Source organism: Streptomyces shenzhenensis, from assembly GCF_003688995.1.
GTDB lineage: Bacteria > Actinomycetota > Actinomycetes > Streptomycetales > Streptomycetaceae > Streptomyces > Streptomyces shenzhenensis_A.
Genome location: NZ_PENI01000015.1, coordinates 102,818 through 118,124 on the forward strand (window position 1 = coordinate 102,818; position 15,307 = coordinate 118,124).

Genomic DNA, 15,307 nt, shown 5'->3' on the forward strand with positions numbered 1-15,307 from the left:
GAGGTTCGGTGAAGATCGATAGCAGGGCTGATGGATATCTGCACTGGTCAGGGGCTTGGAGTGGATGGGTCTTGGGCGGCCTCGATGGGCTTCCGGGTGAAGATCATCTCCCAGATTTCTCCCAGGCCGCGCGGCAGCCGATGAGTCCGCGGTGAAGTAGCCGGAGTGGGCGACCATTGCCCTCGCACATTTGCGGCGAGACCGCAGCCTGCAATTGGCGTCTCTCCGAGCGCCGCCTGCTATCGAGGTGCTGGCCGGCGTTGTGGACGCAGACGAACAGGACCGAGGGCTTGTCGGCGTCGGACGCGGGCGGAGCCTTCCGGTTCGACGGCCGGTGCGGCTGCCGGAGCTGGGGAGTTGGGGAAGTAGCGGCGGGTGGCCGAAGTTATTGCCCGCGGCGGTGGAGGCCAGTGTCGTGGCCTTCGGGTAGTCGAGGCCGTTCCCGCCGCAGCAGGGTCTCACGAGGTCTTTGACCGGATGGCCTCGGGACAGGCTTGACTCGAAGTGATCTCAGAGCAGGCGGTCTCAGGACTTACTTGACGCCCGAGCCGTACAGGTATACCTGCGTACGCCACTTCGCCTCGGCATCCCCTGTGACGACCGCTTCGCGCTCGTCATACGGCGAGCCTCAGCCATCCAGCGCGCCGGCTCCTTCGTCCGGAGACGATGTCCGCGATCCTCGTGCCATCGATCGGCATTGGGGGCAGCCTCGTCCGCGTGTGGTGCGAACCATCGGAGGTGCCTCCCATTCGTGCCCCTCAGCGGTGCAGCGCCACCGGCAGACGCGTGCCGATCCGTACCGGACATCGGCCGCGGTTGCTTCGGAGTCGTCCAGGACCGACACCAATTCGGCCGCTACGCCGGGAAACCGGTCAATGAGCGATCCCCCGGCAGGCGGGCGCTGCCGCCCCTTCCTGCTCGACTGCGGCACGCAGTCGGGACATCTCGTTCCGTTCGGCTTCGTGCGCGTCAAGGCCATCGTCTCCCACTCGTGCCCCTTCGGGCAGCGCCAGCGGCAGCGGTCGTTCGAACCAGGCCGCATGTCGGCCGGGACGGTCCCCGGGCGGCTGAGGTTGGTGAGAAACTCGGCTGCTATGTCTGGATGCTGATCCAGGAGCGAGCCACCTGCAGCAGGCGTCCGCCGAGACTGGCGGGTCCGTTCCCGACCACATTGCGGGCAGCCGCTCATGTGGACGCCGGTGCGGCTGTTCGGAGTCGTCTCCCACTCGCCGTGTCCCGCGGCGCAGCGCCACCGGCACTGCCGCTTCGAGCCGGGCCTGAGGTCTGAGGCGGTGGCCTGTGGGTCATCAAGGACGAGGACCAGTTCCGCAGCAGCCTGCGGATACAAGTCGGCAAGCGATTTGCCGGGACGGGGCTTCTGGTTCCGTTCTCCGGCCCCTCTTTGATAGCAGCGCCGGCATCCGGTGCCGACGGCACGAACGCGCTGGGACACGGTCGCTGTCCACTCGTGCCCAAGGGCGCAGCGCCACTGGCATAGGTCTCCGGAGCCGGGTTTGACGTCCTCGGTTCCGTACTGCGGGTGGGTCAGGTTCGTGACGAACTGCTCGGCGATGGGGGGATGGACGTCGGCTAGGGAGTGACCAGGCCGGGGGCGTGCCAGTTGGTGAACGCGGACCCCTTGCTGTCCCCGTGCGCACCTCGGGCAGCCGGTGCCCTGCGTCCGGTTGAGGATGCTTGTGCCCCACTCGTGCCGGCAGACCCCGCAGATCCACTGGCAGCGGTCTGAGGATCCGGGAGCGAGCCAGACGAGGTCCAATCCGGGGTGGGTCAGGTTGGCGACGAACTCGTCGGCCAAGTGCGGGGCGGCATCCGACGCATTCGGTACCGGACCGGCGGTGACCGTCTCGGTCCAGGCTTGGGCTGCTTCGCCGATGATCTCGGCCACTTGACCGCTGCTGAGTTCAGTCCAGGGTTTTCCAGATTCCAAGATCAGTGGGGCCAGTGCCTGTGCCCAGTTCCAGGGAGCGGCTCCGTGCACCGGGAGGCTCGCAGCGGCGATAGTGGGAATCGTGTCGGACCTCAGCCGGATCACTCGGTGGCCAGCTTCGGTGAGCAGCTCGCTCTTACGCTGATCGCGTACGGCGCTAGCAGGCGTGTGGTGCCAGCGGGCCGGGTCGAGTTCCACTAGCTGCCGGATCTCGGGAAGCCAAAGGTCGACTCGCAGGGCGCGGGCCTGCCCAGGCACGTCGATGCGGACGTCCTTTTCGACGTGCAACCCGGAGGCAGCTGTGATCAGCGCGGCGATCTCGTACTCGAACCGGGACTGCCCGTGTGCCTTGAGGAGGAGGCCGCGGGTGGGGGACCGAGTCCTCTCGTACACTACAGCCTCCCATTGCCTTCCGCTGGCATCGCGCCACCGGCAACGGTCCCTCGAACCTGGCCGGATCAGCTCTGGGGTACGTCCGGGCCGGGTGAGATTGGCGACGAACTCCTTTGCGATCTCAGGATGCCGGATGGCCAGCGATCCGCCTTCTGCGGGCGTGGTACGCCGTTGCGTGACCAGTTCGGCCGCGAGCCGCTGCCCACATTCAGGGCAACCCGAAGCCTTCTTCCTAGTGCGGGCTGACATCCTCGCCTGCCATTCGTGGCCGCAGTTAGGCTTGGCGCAGCGCCACTGGCACTGGTCACCGGAGGCTGGCCGGATGTCGGGCAGGCCGTGCTCGGGCTGGGTGAGGTTGGCAACGAACTCCCGTTCCAGGTGAGAGTGAAGCTCGGCGACAGATTCCCCCGGGCGCGGTCGGCGTACCTTCTGCCCTGTGATCTTGCGGGCGCATTTGGGGCAGTTGCTGCCCTTGACTCGTACCGAAACCCGGGTGGGCCACTCGTGCTGGCATCCGGGGTTCGGGCACCGCCAGCGGCACTCGTCGTCGAGTCCGGGAGGCATCGCGGCCAGCGAGCGTTCGGGGCGGGTCAGGTTTTCGACGAGCTCATCCACCAGGTCAGGGCGCAGCTGTGCCACGGTCGTGCCGGCCGGGACGCCCATCCGACACCACCAGTCCTTCATCCACCGGCAGATGGGGCATCCGCCGCCGCGGCGCGCACGGTAGGACACCATCGCGTGCCACTCATGGCCGTATGCGGCACAGCGCCACAGGCATCGGTCAGAAGACCCCGGATGTAGGTCCTCCAGGGCGCGGCCCGGCTTGGTCGTGCTCGCGACGAACTCGACGCGCAGCCGAGCCGGAGGCCAGGAATCGGCGGGCGTGCCATCGGCTGGGCCCATGTCATCTTCCTGGGGGACTTTGCTGGCCCTCGGCCCCAGTAGCGCCAAGGAAGCCAGCGTTCTGGGCTCTTCGTTAGACATGCACTGCCTCCCCCTTCCCCCCTGTTGGCCTGGTGGCGTTGATGACACCGCTTCCACGTCTATCACCTGCCACCGACAGCGATCTCGATCGGCGGATGGCCGCCGTGAGGATGTATCCCGCGCAGAGCCGCAGACGGCCCGGCACCTGTACTGCGCCATCGCCTATGGTCCATGGGTCTCTCCGCTGCCATGCGGGAGCAGTGCGTGCGAACGCAGCCGTTTCGGCTTGCTGCGAGGGCGCTCGCGGTCACACCCCCTTTGTCCTCTGGTCGTCCTATAGGTGGTCGAGAGGTTCGACGGCGTACGTTCTCGTCGGGCCACCTCAGCTGGCGGCCAAGGCCCGCGCCATGGAACTCATCGACGAGGTGGTGGACGCGTTCCGCGCAAGCCGCCGCGCGGGCGGATGCCTCCTGGCTCCCGATCGCCAAGGGCCTCACACCGCACGGCCTGCGCCACACGCACCGCACGATGATGGAGGACCTCGGCACCGAGAAGGTCCTCATGGACGAACGCATGGGCCACATCGACGGCTCGGTCTCCGCGCGCTACGCCCACGTCACGCCCGGCATGCGCCGGCGCCTTATGGTCGGCCTGGCCGAGCAGTGGGGGCCGCGCTCGATGCGCGTCGCGCCTTGTGCTCGACTTCACCGGTTCGAGTTCTTGATCGCCTGCTGCGGCCAGAGAGATAGACTGGAGGGCAGCGTGCGAGAGGGGGGACTGTCGTTGAGACAGTCCCCCCTCTCCAACCTTGGGCTGCTAGTCGTCTGCTCCCAGCGACGGATCAGGACCGAAGGCAGCGACAACCATGCGGGCGAGCCCACCGGGTGGACTGGTCAGCGTGCCGCTCACGCGGACCGGGATTCCGGCATCGTGACAATGCACGGCCGCGTGATAGTCCCTGTCGGCAAGGTCCATCCATACCGTGCGGCTGCGGCGCTGGATGAGCGTCTGGACTCCGACTCGGCCGGTGTCGTCATCGGGGTGGCGACTGAGATCTGTGACCACGCCGTAGATCAGGTGCTCTCGCGTGTAGACCTTGGTCTTGAGCTGGTCGGATACCAGGTCGACGATCTCGATCGCATCGCGGTTGAACTCAACACGGGCTGGTGTACCGGGAGGTGGCGCAGCCACGCGGGACCAGTTGAAAGCCACGTCGAGCGCGCTGACGGACTCTGTGTTCACGACCTTGGCGAGAGCCTGGCACAGCTCATAGGAGACCCCTTCACCGATGGAGTCGTTGATCTCGCTTACGGTGGGCGCGTGTTCGGCACCTGCCATGTCTTCCAGTACGCCGAGCGCGCGAGACATCGTGGCCGTCACCCGGCGGTCAAAGAGAGTCTCCTCGATCTGAACGTCGATGTGATCCTGCCGGGGTGAGTAGACGTCCTCAGGGGAGCGTGCCTGGCTGATGATGGGCACAATGTAAGAGCCACGACGAGTCTGGCCCAGGCGGACTTCCCGTGCCTGATCACGTGCCCGCGTCGGGAAGTTCCGGAAGTGCCCTTGGCGTCGGATGGTCGCCGCAGCAGAGGCCACACGGAGACGCTTCGCGGAGACGAAGAGCTCATACCCGGATTCAAGCGGGATCGATCCGTCGCTCATTGATGGGTGGGAGGCCCGGAGGTCAGTGACGTCGTTGTAGACCGTTGCGATGGCGTCGTGGACTGACTGGATGTCTTCGGTCTCGACTCTTGCCAGGTCCTGGATCAGGATCCGTGCCCTCTTGGCGAAGTCTGGCGCGCCGGGCTTCATTGGGACGAGGACGACTTCGTCCGCCGGCCCTGGGAGCCTCCAGAGTTCGGCTACGTCCCCGCCCGATACCGGGGCCCAGCCGGTGACCTTAAGGTAGCTGCGAATCTCTTCGGGCCCGAAGCCTGGGGTGTTGTCCGCCATGTCAGTTCAACCCCAGACCGGCGCTGTTGGTCATGCGTCGAGCAGCATCAAACATGGTCCCCATGGCCTTCACGGTGAGCTCTTGGTGCTCAGGCAGGTGGATCGCAGTAGTTGATCCACCAGGGGCCTGTCCCATCCCGTAGAGGGAGGACCAGTAGCCGTGGCAAGCAAGGACTATCGAATCCGGCTGGTGGGTCACCCAGCGGCCGATGTCGGGCGGGACTATGAGCAGCGCAAGGTGACCAGGTGCTGAGCGCTCAGGGTCACGTAACTTGTCGTAGGTCTCGATGTCCAGGTCGAAGCTGTAGCCGCTTCTGATGGTGCGAGGGTTCTGTGTGCACTTGAGCTGGATGTCGACCATGAGGCCGCGCGAGCGGAGTGTGACGTCGACCCCGTCTTTGTCCACGTTCCAGTCGCAGATCGTGTACCCACCTTGCGTTGCTAAGGCATGCACGTATGCGCGACTGACTTGTTCCTTCTGCCAGCTCGTTGCCTCAGCAGCCATGCCCACCCCCCGGTTGCGTGATCGCGAGGATAAGTGGGATCGGAAGGCGAGGGAATACCGCATCCACGACCCATCTCTGGGCGCTCCTGCTGCCAGGCTCTGTGGATACCGATTGGCGAGTGCGCAGGATCGGCCGCGCGGTGGCTGCTGTCGCGGGCTTCGGGGTGCAGGACCGCCTGGGAGAACCCCGACCAAGATCTTCTCCCAGAATTCTCCCAAACGATCAGCGGAGACGCAGGAAGGGCCTGATCCTCACTGAGGATCAGGCCCTTGACCTGATGTTTCTCTGTCGGGGTGGCGGGATTTGAACCCACGACCTCTTCGTCCCGAACGAAGCGCGCTGCCAAGCTGCGCTACACCCCGATGTCGCTGCTTGTCGCGGCGACGACGTTTACTTTAGCCCACCGGCGGCCGGAGACGAAATCCTGTTTTGCCGCGGCGGCGGGTGGGGTTCGGGCGGGTGTGGTCGAGGACGACCAGGAGGACGGCCAGGGCGTAGATGCAGAGGCCGACGAGGAGGGCGTTGGCGAGGGTGCCGCGGTAGCCGCGGTGGTCCACGTCCAGGAAGGGGTAGAGGTAGCGGCCGGCCGTGCCGGGGAGGAGCAGTTCGGCCCGGCCCAGGTAGAAGGCCAGGTAGGCCAGCGGGTAGATGAGCCAGCCGGCGGTCTGGCGGAGGTGCAGGCGGCCGCGAGGGGTGAGCACGAGCCAGTCCAGGAGCGCCGCGGCCGGGATCGCCGTGTGGAGGAGCTGGAGGGCCGTCCACTGGCCGTGCCATGCGAGCGGTGGCGTGCTCGCGCCCGTCATCGAGAACGGGGGCGTGGTGTGTCCGAGGAGCAGGTGGTAGGTGAGGCCCGTGGTGAGGACGTAGAGCAGTGCGGCTCCTGTGACAGCCGAGGGCAAGGGGCGGCGGGCCGCCCACGCCCGGTGCGCCGAGATCAGCATGACCAGCGCCAGGAAGGCGTTGCTCTGGACGCTGAAGTAACTCAGCACGCGGGTCGGTGAGCCGAGCAGCAACTCCAGCGCGACCCCCGCGAGGGCCGTCACGGCGATGAGCACGCGGTACAGCGCCGTCAGCGGGCGGGGGACGGGGGGCACCACGGCCGTGGCGGGGACGTACGAGGGCATCAGTACGGGCGTACCCGGGACCGCGGGCAGGTCCGGGATCTCCCTGGGTATCTGGGCCGTCATGCCCTCACGCTAAGCAGAATGGGTGAGGTGGGCGATGTGGGGTGCTCTGGTCGGGTTAATCCGGTTTGCCTCGGCCAGGTACCTCCTGCGTTACCCCGACCGGGCACCCCCTGCGTTACCCCGCGCGGCACCCCCTGCTGCGGCCGCTCCCCGCTACGCCCGCTGGTCCCGCCCCACCAACGTCAGCAACGTCGCCTCCGGCGGGCACGCGAACCGTACCGGTGTGTAGCGGTTGGTGCCGCAGCCCGCCGAGACGTGCAGATAGGACGTACGGCCCTCCGCCGTGTGCCTGGACAGGCCCTTCACCCGGTCCGTGTCCAGGTCGCAGTTGGTGACCAGGGCGCCGTAGAAGGGGATGCAGAGCTGGCCGCCGTGCGTGTGGCCGGCCAGGACCAAGGGGTAGGCGTCCGCCGTGTACGCGTCCAGGACGCGCAGGTACGGGGCGTGCACCACGCCCATCGAGAAGTCCGCGCCGCTCGACGGGCCGCCGGCCACGTGCTCGTAGCGGTCGCGCTTGATGTGCGGGTCGTCCAGGCCCGTCATCTCCACCGAGACGCCCTCGATCTTCAGCAGGCCCCGGGTGTTCGTGAGATTCAGCCAGCCCGCCGCGTCGAAGCCGTCCCGCAGGTCCTCCCACGGGTTGTGGACCACGCCCACCGCCGGCGCGTTGCCGTTCAGGCCGTGACGGCCGCTGGTCTTCTCCAGCAAGTAGCGGGCGGGGTTGCGGAGTTTGGGGCCGTAGTAGTCGTTGGAGCCGAAGACGTACGCGCCGGGGAACTCCATCAGGGGGCCGAGCGCGTCCAGCACCTCGGGGACGCCCTCCGGGTCGGACAGGTTGTCACCGGTGTTGATCACGAAGTCGGGGCGCAGGCCCGCCAGCGAGCGCAGCCAGCGCTGCTTCTTGCGCTGGCCGCCCACCATGTGGATGTCGGAGACCTGGAGCACGCGCAGCGGGCGCATGCCCGGGGGCAGGACCGGGACTGTGATCCGGCGGAGCCGGAAGGATCGGACCTCGAACCCCGCCGCATAGGCCAGGCCGGCGGCGCCGACCGCCATGATTCCCAGGGGTACTCCGTATCGCGCGCGCATACGACCATCGTGTCAGACCCCGGCACCCGCGCGGTGCCCGGCCGCCCCTGAAATCAGCGGGCAACCGGAGCCTCGTACCTGCGACAATCGGAGTCATGACCACCACGCTCAAGTCGAAGCTGCACGACGACCTCAACGCCGCGATCAAGGGGCGCGACGAGCTCCGCTCCTCGACGCTCCGGCTGACGCTCGCCGCGATCACCAAGGAGGAGGTCGCGGGCAAGGAGAAGCGTGAGCTGTCCGACGACGAGGTCCTGAAGGTGATCACCAAGGAGGCCAAGAAGCGCCGGGAGGCGGCGGAGGCCTTCGCGCAGGGTGGCCGGGCCGAGCAGGCCGAGCGGGAGAAGGCGGAGGGCGTGGTGCTCGCCGCGTACCTGCCCAAGCAGATGTCCGACGACGAACTGAACGCGATCGTCGCCCAGGCCGTGGAGGAGGCGAAGGCCGCCGGTGCGGAGGGGCCGCGGGCCATGGGCGCCGTGATGAAGATCGTGAACCCGAAGGTGGCCGGTCAGGCGGAGGGCGGCCGGGTCGCCGCGGCGGTCAAGAAGCTCCTCCAGGGCTGACCCGCGGCTGACCCAGGGGTGACCGCGGCTGCTCCAGGGTTGATTCGCGGCTGACCCAGGGGCGATCCGCGATTGATCCAGGGCTTACTCGGGACTGGCCCAGGGCTGCCCGCGGCTGACCAAGGGCTCGCTCCGGGACCGGCGAGGGTCCTCTCCGGGACCGGCCGAGCTCTCCCTGGGGATCAGCCAACTCCTCTCCGGGACCGGCCAGGGTCCTCTCCGAGATCGACCTGGCTCTTCCTAAGCTCAGCCAGGTCCTCTCCGGGACCGGCCAGGGTTCTCTCCGGGTTCGGCCGGGCTCTCCCTGGGGATCAGCCAACTCCTCCCCCGTACCCCAGGACCGTCCAGGTCCCCTCCCGGACCGGCCGCCACCTCTCCAGGACTGGCCGCCAGCGGCGGACCACCCGCCCTGGACCAGCCCACCCGTCCCGGGCCCATCCTCCGTCCGGCCGCAAGGCGTTCGGTGGGCCCGACCGACGAAACGGGGCCGCACCCACCTCAGGGTGCGGCCCCGCCGCGTTCAACCTCGGGCGCGTGCCTTCGGCCGCTCAGCCTTCCCGCTCGAGCGCGCCGCCGACCCGCACTGCCCGGACCACCCGCCGCGGCCGGACCACCTGCCGCGGCTGGACTACCCGCCGCGGTCGAGCCACCCGCCGCGGCCGAAGGCGACTCACCCCCGCTGTCCCCCGTTCCGCCCCCCATTGCCCTGGCCCTGGATGAAGTTGCCCGGGAAGGGGAACGAGGGTGCCGGGTTGGCGCCGTTCGCGCCGCCGTTCGTCTGGCCGCCGCGGTTGTCGCCGTTTCCGTCGCCCCGGCCCCTGCCACGCCCACGGCCGTCCCCGTTGCCGTCGCCCTTGTCGTCCGGGATGTCGACGAGGTTGAAGGACTGGACGGGCTTGCTCTGCAGGGCGCCGGTCATCGCGTCCTTCCAGATCGGGCCGGGGACCTCACCGCCGTAGACGAGCGGACGGAAGACGCCGCCGATGGTGATGTTCCGCATCTTGACGTTCTGCTTGGGGCCGCCGACCCAGACCGCGCCGGACAGGTTCGGCGTGTAGCCGACGAACCAGGCGTTCCTGCGCTCGTCCGTCGTACCCGTCTTGCCCGCGCTCTCGCGGTCGGTGAGGCCGGCCTGCTGACCGGTGCCGGAGTCGACCACACCGCGCAGCAGGGTGTTGACCGTGTCGGCGGTCTGCTCGCTCATCGCGCGCGAGCACGTCGACTTCGGCACTTCGAGCGACTTGCGCTGGTTGCCGACCCGCTGGCTGATCGACTCGATGGCGATCGGCGTGCAGTACATGCCGCGCGCGGCGAAGGTGGCGTACGCGTTGGCCATGGTCAGCGGGGACAGGCCCACCGAGCCGAGCGCGATGGCGGGCTCCTCGGGCAGCTTGTCGCCGTTGCCCTGCACCACGTGCAGCCCGTCGGCCATCTTCATCACCGGGCACAGCCCGATGTCGGCGATCATCTGGACGAAGTAGGTGTTGACCGATTTGGCCATCGCCTCCTTCAACCGGTACGGGCCGACCTCCGACTCGTCCTCGTTCTCGACGGTCGTGCGGTCGCGGTTGACGTAGGGCTGGCTGTCGCACCGCTGGACCGGGCTCGGGTACTCCATCTTGTACGGCGACGAGTACTCCTGCGTGGCCGGCTTGCCCCCCTCGATCGCCGCCGCGGCCACGAACGGCTTGAACGTCGAACCGGTCGGGAAGCCGAAGTTGGAGCCGCCCATGTCGCGGTCGACCGAGTAGTTGTACTCGGTCTCGTCCTTCGCGTAGCCGTACGGCTTCGACTGGCCCATGCCGACGATCTTGCCGGTGCCGGGCTCGACCAGGGTGGCGGCCGCGGCGACCGAGTCCGACTTGTTGATGTGGTTCTTGAGCGAGGCCTGGACCGACGCCTGAGCCTGCGGGTCAAGGGTGGTGCGGATCGTCAGGCCGCCGCGGTTCCAGATCTTGGCCCGGGCCTCCTTGGTCTTGCCGAAGACCGGGTCGCTGAGGAAGACGTTCTCGACGTACTTGCAGAAGAATCCGGCGCCCTTGACCGCGGTGATGCAGCCGTTCTTCGGCTGGCTGACGTTCAGGCCGAGCGGGGCCTCCTTGGCCTTGTCGGCCTCCTGCTGGGAGAGGTCGCCGACCTCGGCCATGCGCTGGAGCACCACATTGCGCCGCTTGGTGGCCTCGGCCTCGTCGTTGACCGGGTCGTAGCGGCTGGGGGACTGCACGATGCCCGCGAGCAGCGCCGATTCCTGGAGGTTCAGGTCCTTGGCGTGCTTGGAGAAGTAGCGCTGGGCGGCGGCCTCGACGCCGTACGCCTGCTGGCCGAAGAACGTGATGTTCAGGTAGTTCTCGAGGATCTTCTTCTTGCCGAGCTTCTCCTCGATCTGGATCGCGTACTTCAGCTCGCGGATCTTGCGGCCCAGCGTCTGCTGGGTGGCCTGGGCGACCTTCGTCGGGTCGTCGCCGGCCTCCTCGACGAAGTAGTTCTTCACCAACTGCTGGGTGAGCGTGGAGGCGCCCTGGGCGACCCCGCCGCTCTGCGCGTTCTTGTTCACGGCGCGCAGCACGCCCTGCAGGTCGACCGCGCCGTGCAGGTAGAAGCGCGAGTCCTCGATCGCGACGATCGCCTTCTGCAGATACGGCGAGATGTCCTTGAGGTCCACCACCGTGCGGTCGCGGGAGTAGACCGTGGCGATCTGCTGACCCTGGTTGTCCAGGATCGTGGTCCGCTGGCTGAGCTGGGGGCTCTTCAGGTTGGCCGGGATCTCGTCGAATCCCTGGACCGAGCCCTTGGCCGCGAGGCCGAGCGCGCCCGCCGCGGGCAGCGCGATGCCGGCCATGACGGCTCCCGCGAGGACACTGACACCGAGGAACTTGGCGGCCTGCTGCGTTGGCGACAGACCACCGCCCGAGCGCTTCTTTGGCATGGGGGCAGCCTACGTTCTCATTCGCCGGACACGCGTATATGCCTTGGCCTAAGCTGCTCTTAACTGTCACGGCAGCGCGGTCACGTATCAATACGTCCGGCGACCCCGAATCGTTCCGGATCCTCTCGACTTTCTTCGACGGTTCCCCCGCCGGTCGGGTCGAGACGTGTTGGAGGCGTGTCCGAATCCGCCTCGTGTGTCACGTGGCGTCCGTTGTGACGCACCATAACTGTCCCGCTTTGCCGGGATAATCACGCATGTCGCCAGCTCACTCCCGCGGGTGATCTGCCGCTTACGCATAGTCCGTTCGGGCCATTCGAGATTGGGCCCGAAGGGGGTGTTGCGCTGCGCCCGCCTTCCGTAACGTCCTCAACTGGCGGCGGTGAATATGCCGCTGCCGCCGTGGGGGAGCCTCGATTCGGGAGAGGACGGCGCCGGTATGGGCTGGGTAACCGACTGGAGTGCGCAGGCCGCCTGCCGCACTACCGATCCGGATGAACTGTTCGTTCAGGGAGCAGCGCAGAACAGGGCCAAGGCGGTGTGCACCGGATGTCCGGTACGCACCGAATGCCTGGCCGATGCGCTGGACAATCGTGTTGAATTCGGTGTGTGGGGAGGCATGACGGAACGCGAGCGCCGCGCACTGCTGCGCAGGCGCCCCACCGTGACCTCGTGGCGCAGGCTCCTGGAGACCGCGCGTTCAGAGTACGAACGGGATGCCGGGATCGTGTCCCTCGACGACGACGAGGTCTACGAGGACTACGCGGCGGTCAGCTGAGAGGGCATCCCCTCTCACGTATCGGTACGCGTTTCGGGCAGCTCCGGCCGCATGGCCGCGAGCCGGTCGCCGATGTTCCGCAGCCCCGTGAGGTCGTGCACGTCACCAGGGAGCGCGGCCACTTCCACGACGGCCACCTCCGGGTGGCGCGCGGTGAAGCGGTCACGCGTGCGCTGCTCGCGGGAGAGCAGCTGCATGCGGTCGGCGTGCAGCCTCAGCAGACTGGCGGTCAGCTGGTCGACGTCCGGGTCCGCGCCCGGGGGGAGGGGCTCGGATGCGGAGGAAGCAGCGGGAGGTTCTGAACTGTCGTACGTGTCGGGAGAGTTACGAAGTCCAGCTTTCCCGTCCCCCTGATCCACAATGCGGGGTTCCTCAAGATTTTCCGCGGCGGCGAGCGCCCGCTCGGCCGACAGCCGGTCGGCGCCGCTGCCGTGGACACGGTTGAGCACCAGACCGACGAGCGGCATGTCCTCCGCGGCCAGCCGCTCCACGAAGTACGCGGCCTCGCGCAGCGCGTCCCGCTCCGGGGCCGCCACCACCAGAAACGCCGTGCCGGGCGCCTGGAGCAGCTTGTACGTGGCATCCGCGCGCGTACGGAAACCACCGAAGGTGGTGTCCATCGCCGCCACGAACGTCTGTACGTCCTTCAGCAGCTGGCCGCCCAGCAGCTTGCCCAGTGTGCCGGTCATCATCGACATACCGGCGTTGAGGAACTTCATTCCCGCCCAGCCGCCCAGCTTCGCCGGCGCCGTCAGCAGCCGGATCAGCCGCCCGTCCAGAAAGGAACCGAGCCGCTTGGGCGCGTCCAGGAAGTCCAGCGCGGAGCGGGACGGCGGGGTGTCCACGACGATGAGGTCCCACTCGTCCTTCGCCCGCAGCTGGCCCAGCTTCTCCATCGCCATGTACTCCTGCGTGCCCGCGAAGCCCGCCGAGAGCGACTGGTAGAAGGGGTTCGCCAGGATCGCGGCGGCCCGCTCCGGGTCCGCGTGCGCCTCGACGACCTCGTCGAAGGTGCGCTTCATGTCGAGCATCATGGCGTGCAACTCGCCTTCGCCCTCGGTGCCCTTCACCCGGCGCGGCACATTGTCCAGCGAGTCGATGCCCATCGACTGAGCCAGCCGCCGCGCCGGGTCGATGGTGAGCACCACCACCTTCCGGCCGCGCTCGGCGGCCCGCAGCCCCAGGGCCGCCGCGGTGGTGGTCTTGCCGACCCCGCCCGAACCGCAGCACACCACGATCCGGGTCTTGGGGTCGTCGAGCAGCGGATCGATGTCGAGCACGCGCGCGGGGGAGAGGCGATGGCGGGCGGCGTCCTGTACGTGGGCCGGGTCCGGACTCATGGCATCCCCTGTTCGCGCAGCTCGGTGGCGAGTTCGTACAGGCCCGCGAGGTCCATGCCCTCCGCGAGCAGCGGCAGTTCGTGCAGCGGCAGTTCCAGTTCGCCGAGGACCGCGCGCTGCTCCTGCTCCAGCGCGTACCGCTCGGCGTACTCCGCGGCCTGCTCCAGGAGCGGGTCCACCAGCCGCTCGGCGCTCCCACCGCGCCGCGCCCCGCCCAGCCCGGCGGCCGACAGCGCACGGGCCACGGCGGCGCGCGGCACCGTCTCCACGAGATCCAGATCGGCCGCGTCCAGCACCTCGGGCCGCACCATGTTCACGATGACCCGGCCCACCGGCAGCCGTGCCGCCCGCAGTTCGGCGATGCCGTCCGCGGTCTCCTGGACGGGCATCTCCTCCAGGAGTGTGACCAAGTGCACGGCGGTCCCGGGGGACTTCAGGACCCGCATCACGGCCTGTGCCTGATTGTGTATCGGGCCGATCTTCGCCAGGCCCGCGACCTCGTCGTTGACGTTCAGAAAACGGGTGATGCGTCCGGTGGGCGGGGCGTCCATGACGACGTAGTCGTACACGAACCGGCCGCTCCTGTCCTTGCGACGCACCGCCTCGCACGCCTTGCCGGTCAGCAGGACGTCCCGGAGGCCGGGGGCGATGGTGGTGGCGAAGTCGATGGCGCCGAGCTTCTTCAGGGCGCGGCCCGCACTGCCCAGCTTGTAGAACATCTGGAGGTAGTCCAGAAGGGCCAGTTCGGGATCGATGGCGAGGGCGTACACCTCGCCGCCGCCGGGAGCGACGGCGATCTTCCGCTCCTCATAGGGCAGCGCCTCCGTCTCGAAGAGCTGTGCGATGCCCTGCCTGCCCTCGACCTCCACGAGAAGCGTCCGCTTCCCCTCGGTGGCGAGGGCCAGCGCGAGAGCCGCGGCGACCGTGGTCTTTCCGGTCCCGCCCTTGCCGCTGACGACCTGGAGCCTGCTCACGCCTTCGAGCCTAACCAGTCCGCCGTCGGCCTACGCGGGAGGCTGTGGATAACAGCGGATACAGTCGCCGCATGACCAAGTGGGAATACGCAACCGTGCCGCTGCTCGTCCATGCCACGAAGCAGATTCTGGACACCTGGGGCGAGGACGGCTGGGAGCTCGTCCAGGTCGTTCCCGGGCCGAACAACCCCGAGCAGCTGGTGGCCTACCTGAAGCGGGAGAAGCAGTCATGAGCGCTGTCGAGATGAGGCTCGCCGAACTCGGTCTGACCCTGCCGGAGGTCGTGCCCCCGCTGGCCGCCTACCAGCCGGCCGTGCAGACCGGTGTGTACGTCTACACCTCGGGCCAGCTGCCGATGGTGGAGGGCAAGCTCCCGGTCACCGGCAAGGTGGGCGCCGAGGTCACGGCCGAGGAGGCCAAGGGCCTGGCCCGCGTCTGCGCGCTCAACGCCCTGGCCGCCGTCAAGTCCGTCGCGGGCGATCTGGACCGCATCGCGCGCGTGGTGAAGGTCGTCGGCTTTGTGGCCTCGGCCACCGACTTCACCGGCCAGCCCGGTGTCATCAACGGGGCCAGCGAGCTGCTCGCCGAGGTCCTGGGCGAGAAGGGCGTGCACGCGCGCAGCGCGGTCGGCGTTGCAGTCCTGCCGCTGGACGCCCCGGTGGAGGTGGAGGTCCAGGTCGAGCTGGTGCCGTGAGCCCCGGCCCCGGGCACCTCTCGAACATTCGG

General features: G+C 68.3%; 12 protein-coding genes, 1 tRNA gene and 1 pseudogene. 5 read left to right on the forward strand and 9 right to left on the reverse strand.

The genetic code is table 11. The features are described 5' to 3' along the window. Positions 1-628: 628 nt before the first annotated feature. The gene (locus CTZ28_RS49605; protein WP_121891609.1) at positions 629-3,484 is read right to left on the reverse strand and encodes a zinc-ribbon domain-containing protein; all 2,856 of its coding nucleotides are present in this window, start codon (positions 3,482-3,484) and stop codon (positions 629-631) included. A gap of 228 nt (positions 3,485-3,712) precedes the next feature. On the opposite strand from CTZ28_RS49605, the pseudogene CTZ28_RS48535 reads away from it, so the two are divergent. Beyond that, a pseudogene (locus CTZ28_RS48535) lies at positions 3,713-4,014 on the forward strand (LacI family transcriptional regulator); the annotation flags it as partial. A gap of 67 nt (positions 4,015-4,081) precedes the next feature. On the opposite strand, the gene CTZ28_RS23265 reads toward CTZ28_RS48535, so the two are convergent. The 5 genes from CTZ28_RS23265 to CTZ28_RS23285 form a co-directional block, all read right to left on the reverse strand. Beyond that, positions 4,082-5,218, reverse strand: coding sequence for a hypothetical protein (locus CTZ28_RS23265; protein WP_121891610.1), 1,137 nt, complete (start codon positions 5,216-5,218; stop codon positions 4,082-4,084). A gap of 1 nt (position 5,219) precedes the next feature. Then, a complete protein-coding gene (locus CTZ28_RS23270; RefSeq protein ID WP_121891712.1) occupies positions 5,220-5,723 on the reverse strand; it encodes a DUF4365 domain-containing protein in 504 nt (167 codons plus the stop codon). A 289-nt stretch (positions 5,724-6,012) separates the two neighbouring features. Further along, positions 6,013-6,086, reverse strand: a tRNA-Pro gene (locus CTZ28_RS23275). Positions 6,087-6,119: 33 nt separating this feature from the next. Beyond that, positions 6,120-6,911 carry a Pr6Pr family membrane protein gene (locus tag CTZ28_RS23280; protein WP_121891611.1) on the reverse strand — a complete coding sequence of 264 codons (792 nt, stop codon included), beginning with the start codon at positions 6,909-6,911 and terminating at the stop codon, positions 6,120-6,122. Between the two features lie 153 nt (positions 6,912-7,064). Further along, complete coding sequence (locus CTZ28_RS23285; protein WP_121891612.1) at positions 7,065-8,000, reverse strand: metallophosphoesterase; 936 nt, start codon at positions 7,998-8,000, stop codon at positions 7,065-7,067. A 95-nt stretch (positions 8,001-8,095) separates the two neighbouring features. Between CTZ28_RS23285 and CTZ28_RS23290 the strand changes: the two genes are divergently transcribed. Beyond that, positions 8,096-8,563 carry a GatB/YqeY domain-containing protein gene (locus CTZ28_RS23290; RefSeq protein WP_121891613.1) on the forward strand — a complete coding sequence of 156 codons (468 nt, stop codon included), beginning with the start codon at positions 8,096-8,098 and terminating at the stop codon, positions 8,561-8,563. A gap of 670 nt (positions 8,564-9,233) precedes the next feature. On the opposite strand, the gene CTZ28_RS23295 is transcribed toward CTZ28_RS23290, so the two are convergent. Continuing rightward, positions 9,234-11,489, reverse strand: a complete 2,256-nt coding sequence (locus tag CTZ28_RS23295; protein ID WP_121891614.1) for a transglycosylase domain-containing protein — start codon at positions 11,487-11,489, stop codon at positions 9,234-9,236. Positions 11,490-11,928: 439 nt separating this feature from the next. Between CTZ28_RS23295 and wblA the strand changes: the two genes are divergently transcribed. Beyond that, positions 11,929-12,267 (forward strand): transcriptional regulator WblA, encoded by a 339-nt coding sequence (wblA, locus tag CTZ28_RS23305; protein ID WP_183154548.1) that lies wholly within the window; start codon positions 11,929-11,931, stop codon positions 12,265-12,267. 14 nt (positions 12,268-12,281) lie between these two features. On the opposite strand, the gene bagB is transcribed toward wblA, so the two are convergent. Both bagB and bagA read right to left on the reverse strand, forming a co-directional pair. Continuing rightward, on the reverse strand, positions 12,282-13,607 hold the full coding sequence (bagB, locus tag CTZ28_RS23310) for an ATPase BagB (protein WP_121891616.1): 1,326 nt from the start codon (positions 13,605-13,607) through the stop codon (positions 12,282-12,284). Next, entirely contained in the window at positions 13,604-14,581 is a 978-nt protein-coding gene (bagA, locus tag CTZ28_RS23315; RefSeq protein ID WP_121891617.1) for an ATPase BagA, read from the reverse strand. Before bagA ends, bagB begins: the two co-directional genes overlap by 4 nt. A gap of 71 nt (positions 14,582-14,652) precedes the next feature. On the opposite strand from bagA, the gene CTZ28_RS23320 reads away from it, so the two are divergent. Beyond that, a complete protein-coding gene (locus CTZ28_RS23320; RefSeq protein ID WP_121891618.1) occupies positions 14,653-14,814 on the forward strand; it encodes a Sp36 family protein in 162 nt (53 codons plus the stop codon). Beyond that, positions 14,811-15,275, forward strand: coding sequence for a RidA family protein (locus tag CTZ28_RS23325; protein WP_121891619.1), 465 nt, complete (start codon positions 14,811-14,813; stop codon positions 15,273-15,275). The genes CTZ28_RS23320 and CTZ28_RS23325 overlap by 4 nt, the downstream gene beginning before the upstream one ends. The last annotated feature ends 32 nt before the right edge of the window (positions 15,276-15,307 follow it).

Excerpts from the sequence above, each read along its gene's own strand:
- CTZ28_RS49605 (WP_121891609.1), bottom strand. The coding sequence starts at position 3,484 with ATGGCGCAGTACAGGTGCCGGGCCGTCTGCGGCTCTGCGCGGGATACA.
- CTZ28_RS23265 (WP_121891610.1), bottom strand. The coding sequence starts at position 5,218 with ATGGCGGACAACACCCCAGGCTTCGGGCCCGAAGAGATTCGCAGCTAC.
- CTZ28_RS23270 (WP_121891712.1), bottom strand. The coding sequence starts at position 5,723 with ATGGCTGCTGAGGCAACGAGCTGGCAGAAGGAACAAGTCAGTCGCGCA.
- CTZ28_RS23280 (WP_121891611.1), bottom strand. The coding sequence starts at position 6,911 with ATGACGGCCCAGATACCCAGGGAGATCCCGGACCTGCCCGCGGTCCCG.
- CTZ28_RS23285 (WP_121891612.1), bottom strand. The coding sequence starts at position 8,000 with ATGCGCGCGCGATACGGAGTACCCCTGGGAATCATGGCGGTCGGCGCC.
- CTZ28_RS23290 (WP_121891613.1), top strand. The coding sequence starts at position 8,096 with ATGACCACCACGCTCAAGTCGAAGCTGCACGACGACCTCAACGCCGCG.
- CTZ28_RS23295 (WP_121891614.1), bottom strand. The coding sequence starts at position 11,489 with ATGCCAAAGAAGCGCTCGGGCGGTGGTCTGTCGCCAACGCAGCAGGCC.
- wblA (WP_183154548.1), top strand. The coding sequence starts at position 11,929 with ATGGGCTGGGTAACCGACTGGAGTGCGCAGGCCGCCTGCCGCACTACC.
- bagB (WP_121891616.1), bottom strand. The coding sequence starts at position 13,607 with ATGAGTCCGGACCCGGCCCACGTACAGGACGCCGCCCGCCATCGCCTC.
- CTZ28_RS23320 (WP_121891618.1), top strand. The coding sequence starts at position 14,653 with ATGACCAAGTGGGAATACGCAACCGTGCCGCTGCTCGTCCATGCCACG.
- CTZ28_RS23325 (WP_121891619.1), top strand. The coding sequence starts at position 14,811 with ATGAGCGCTGTCGAGATGAGGCTCGCCGAACTCGGTCTGACCCTGCCG.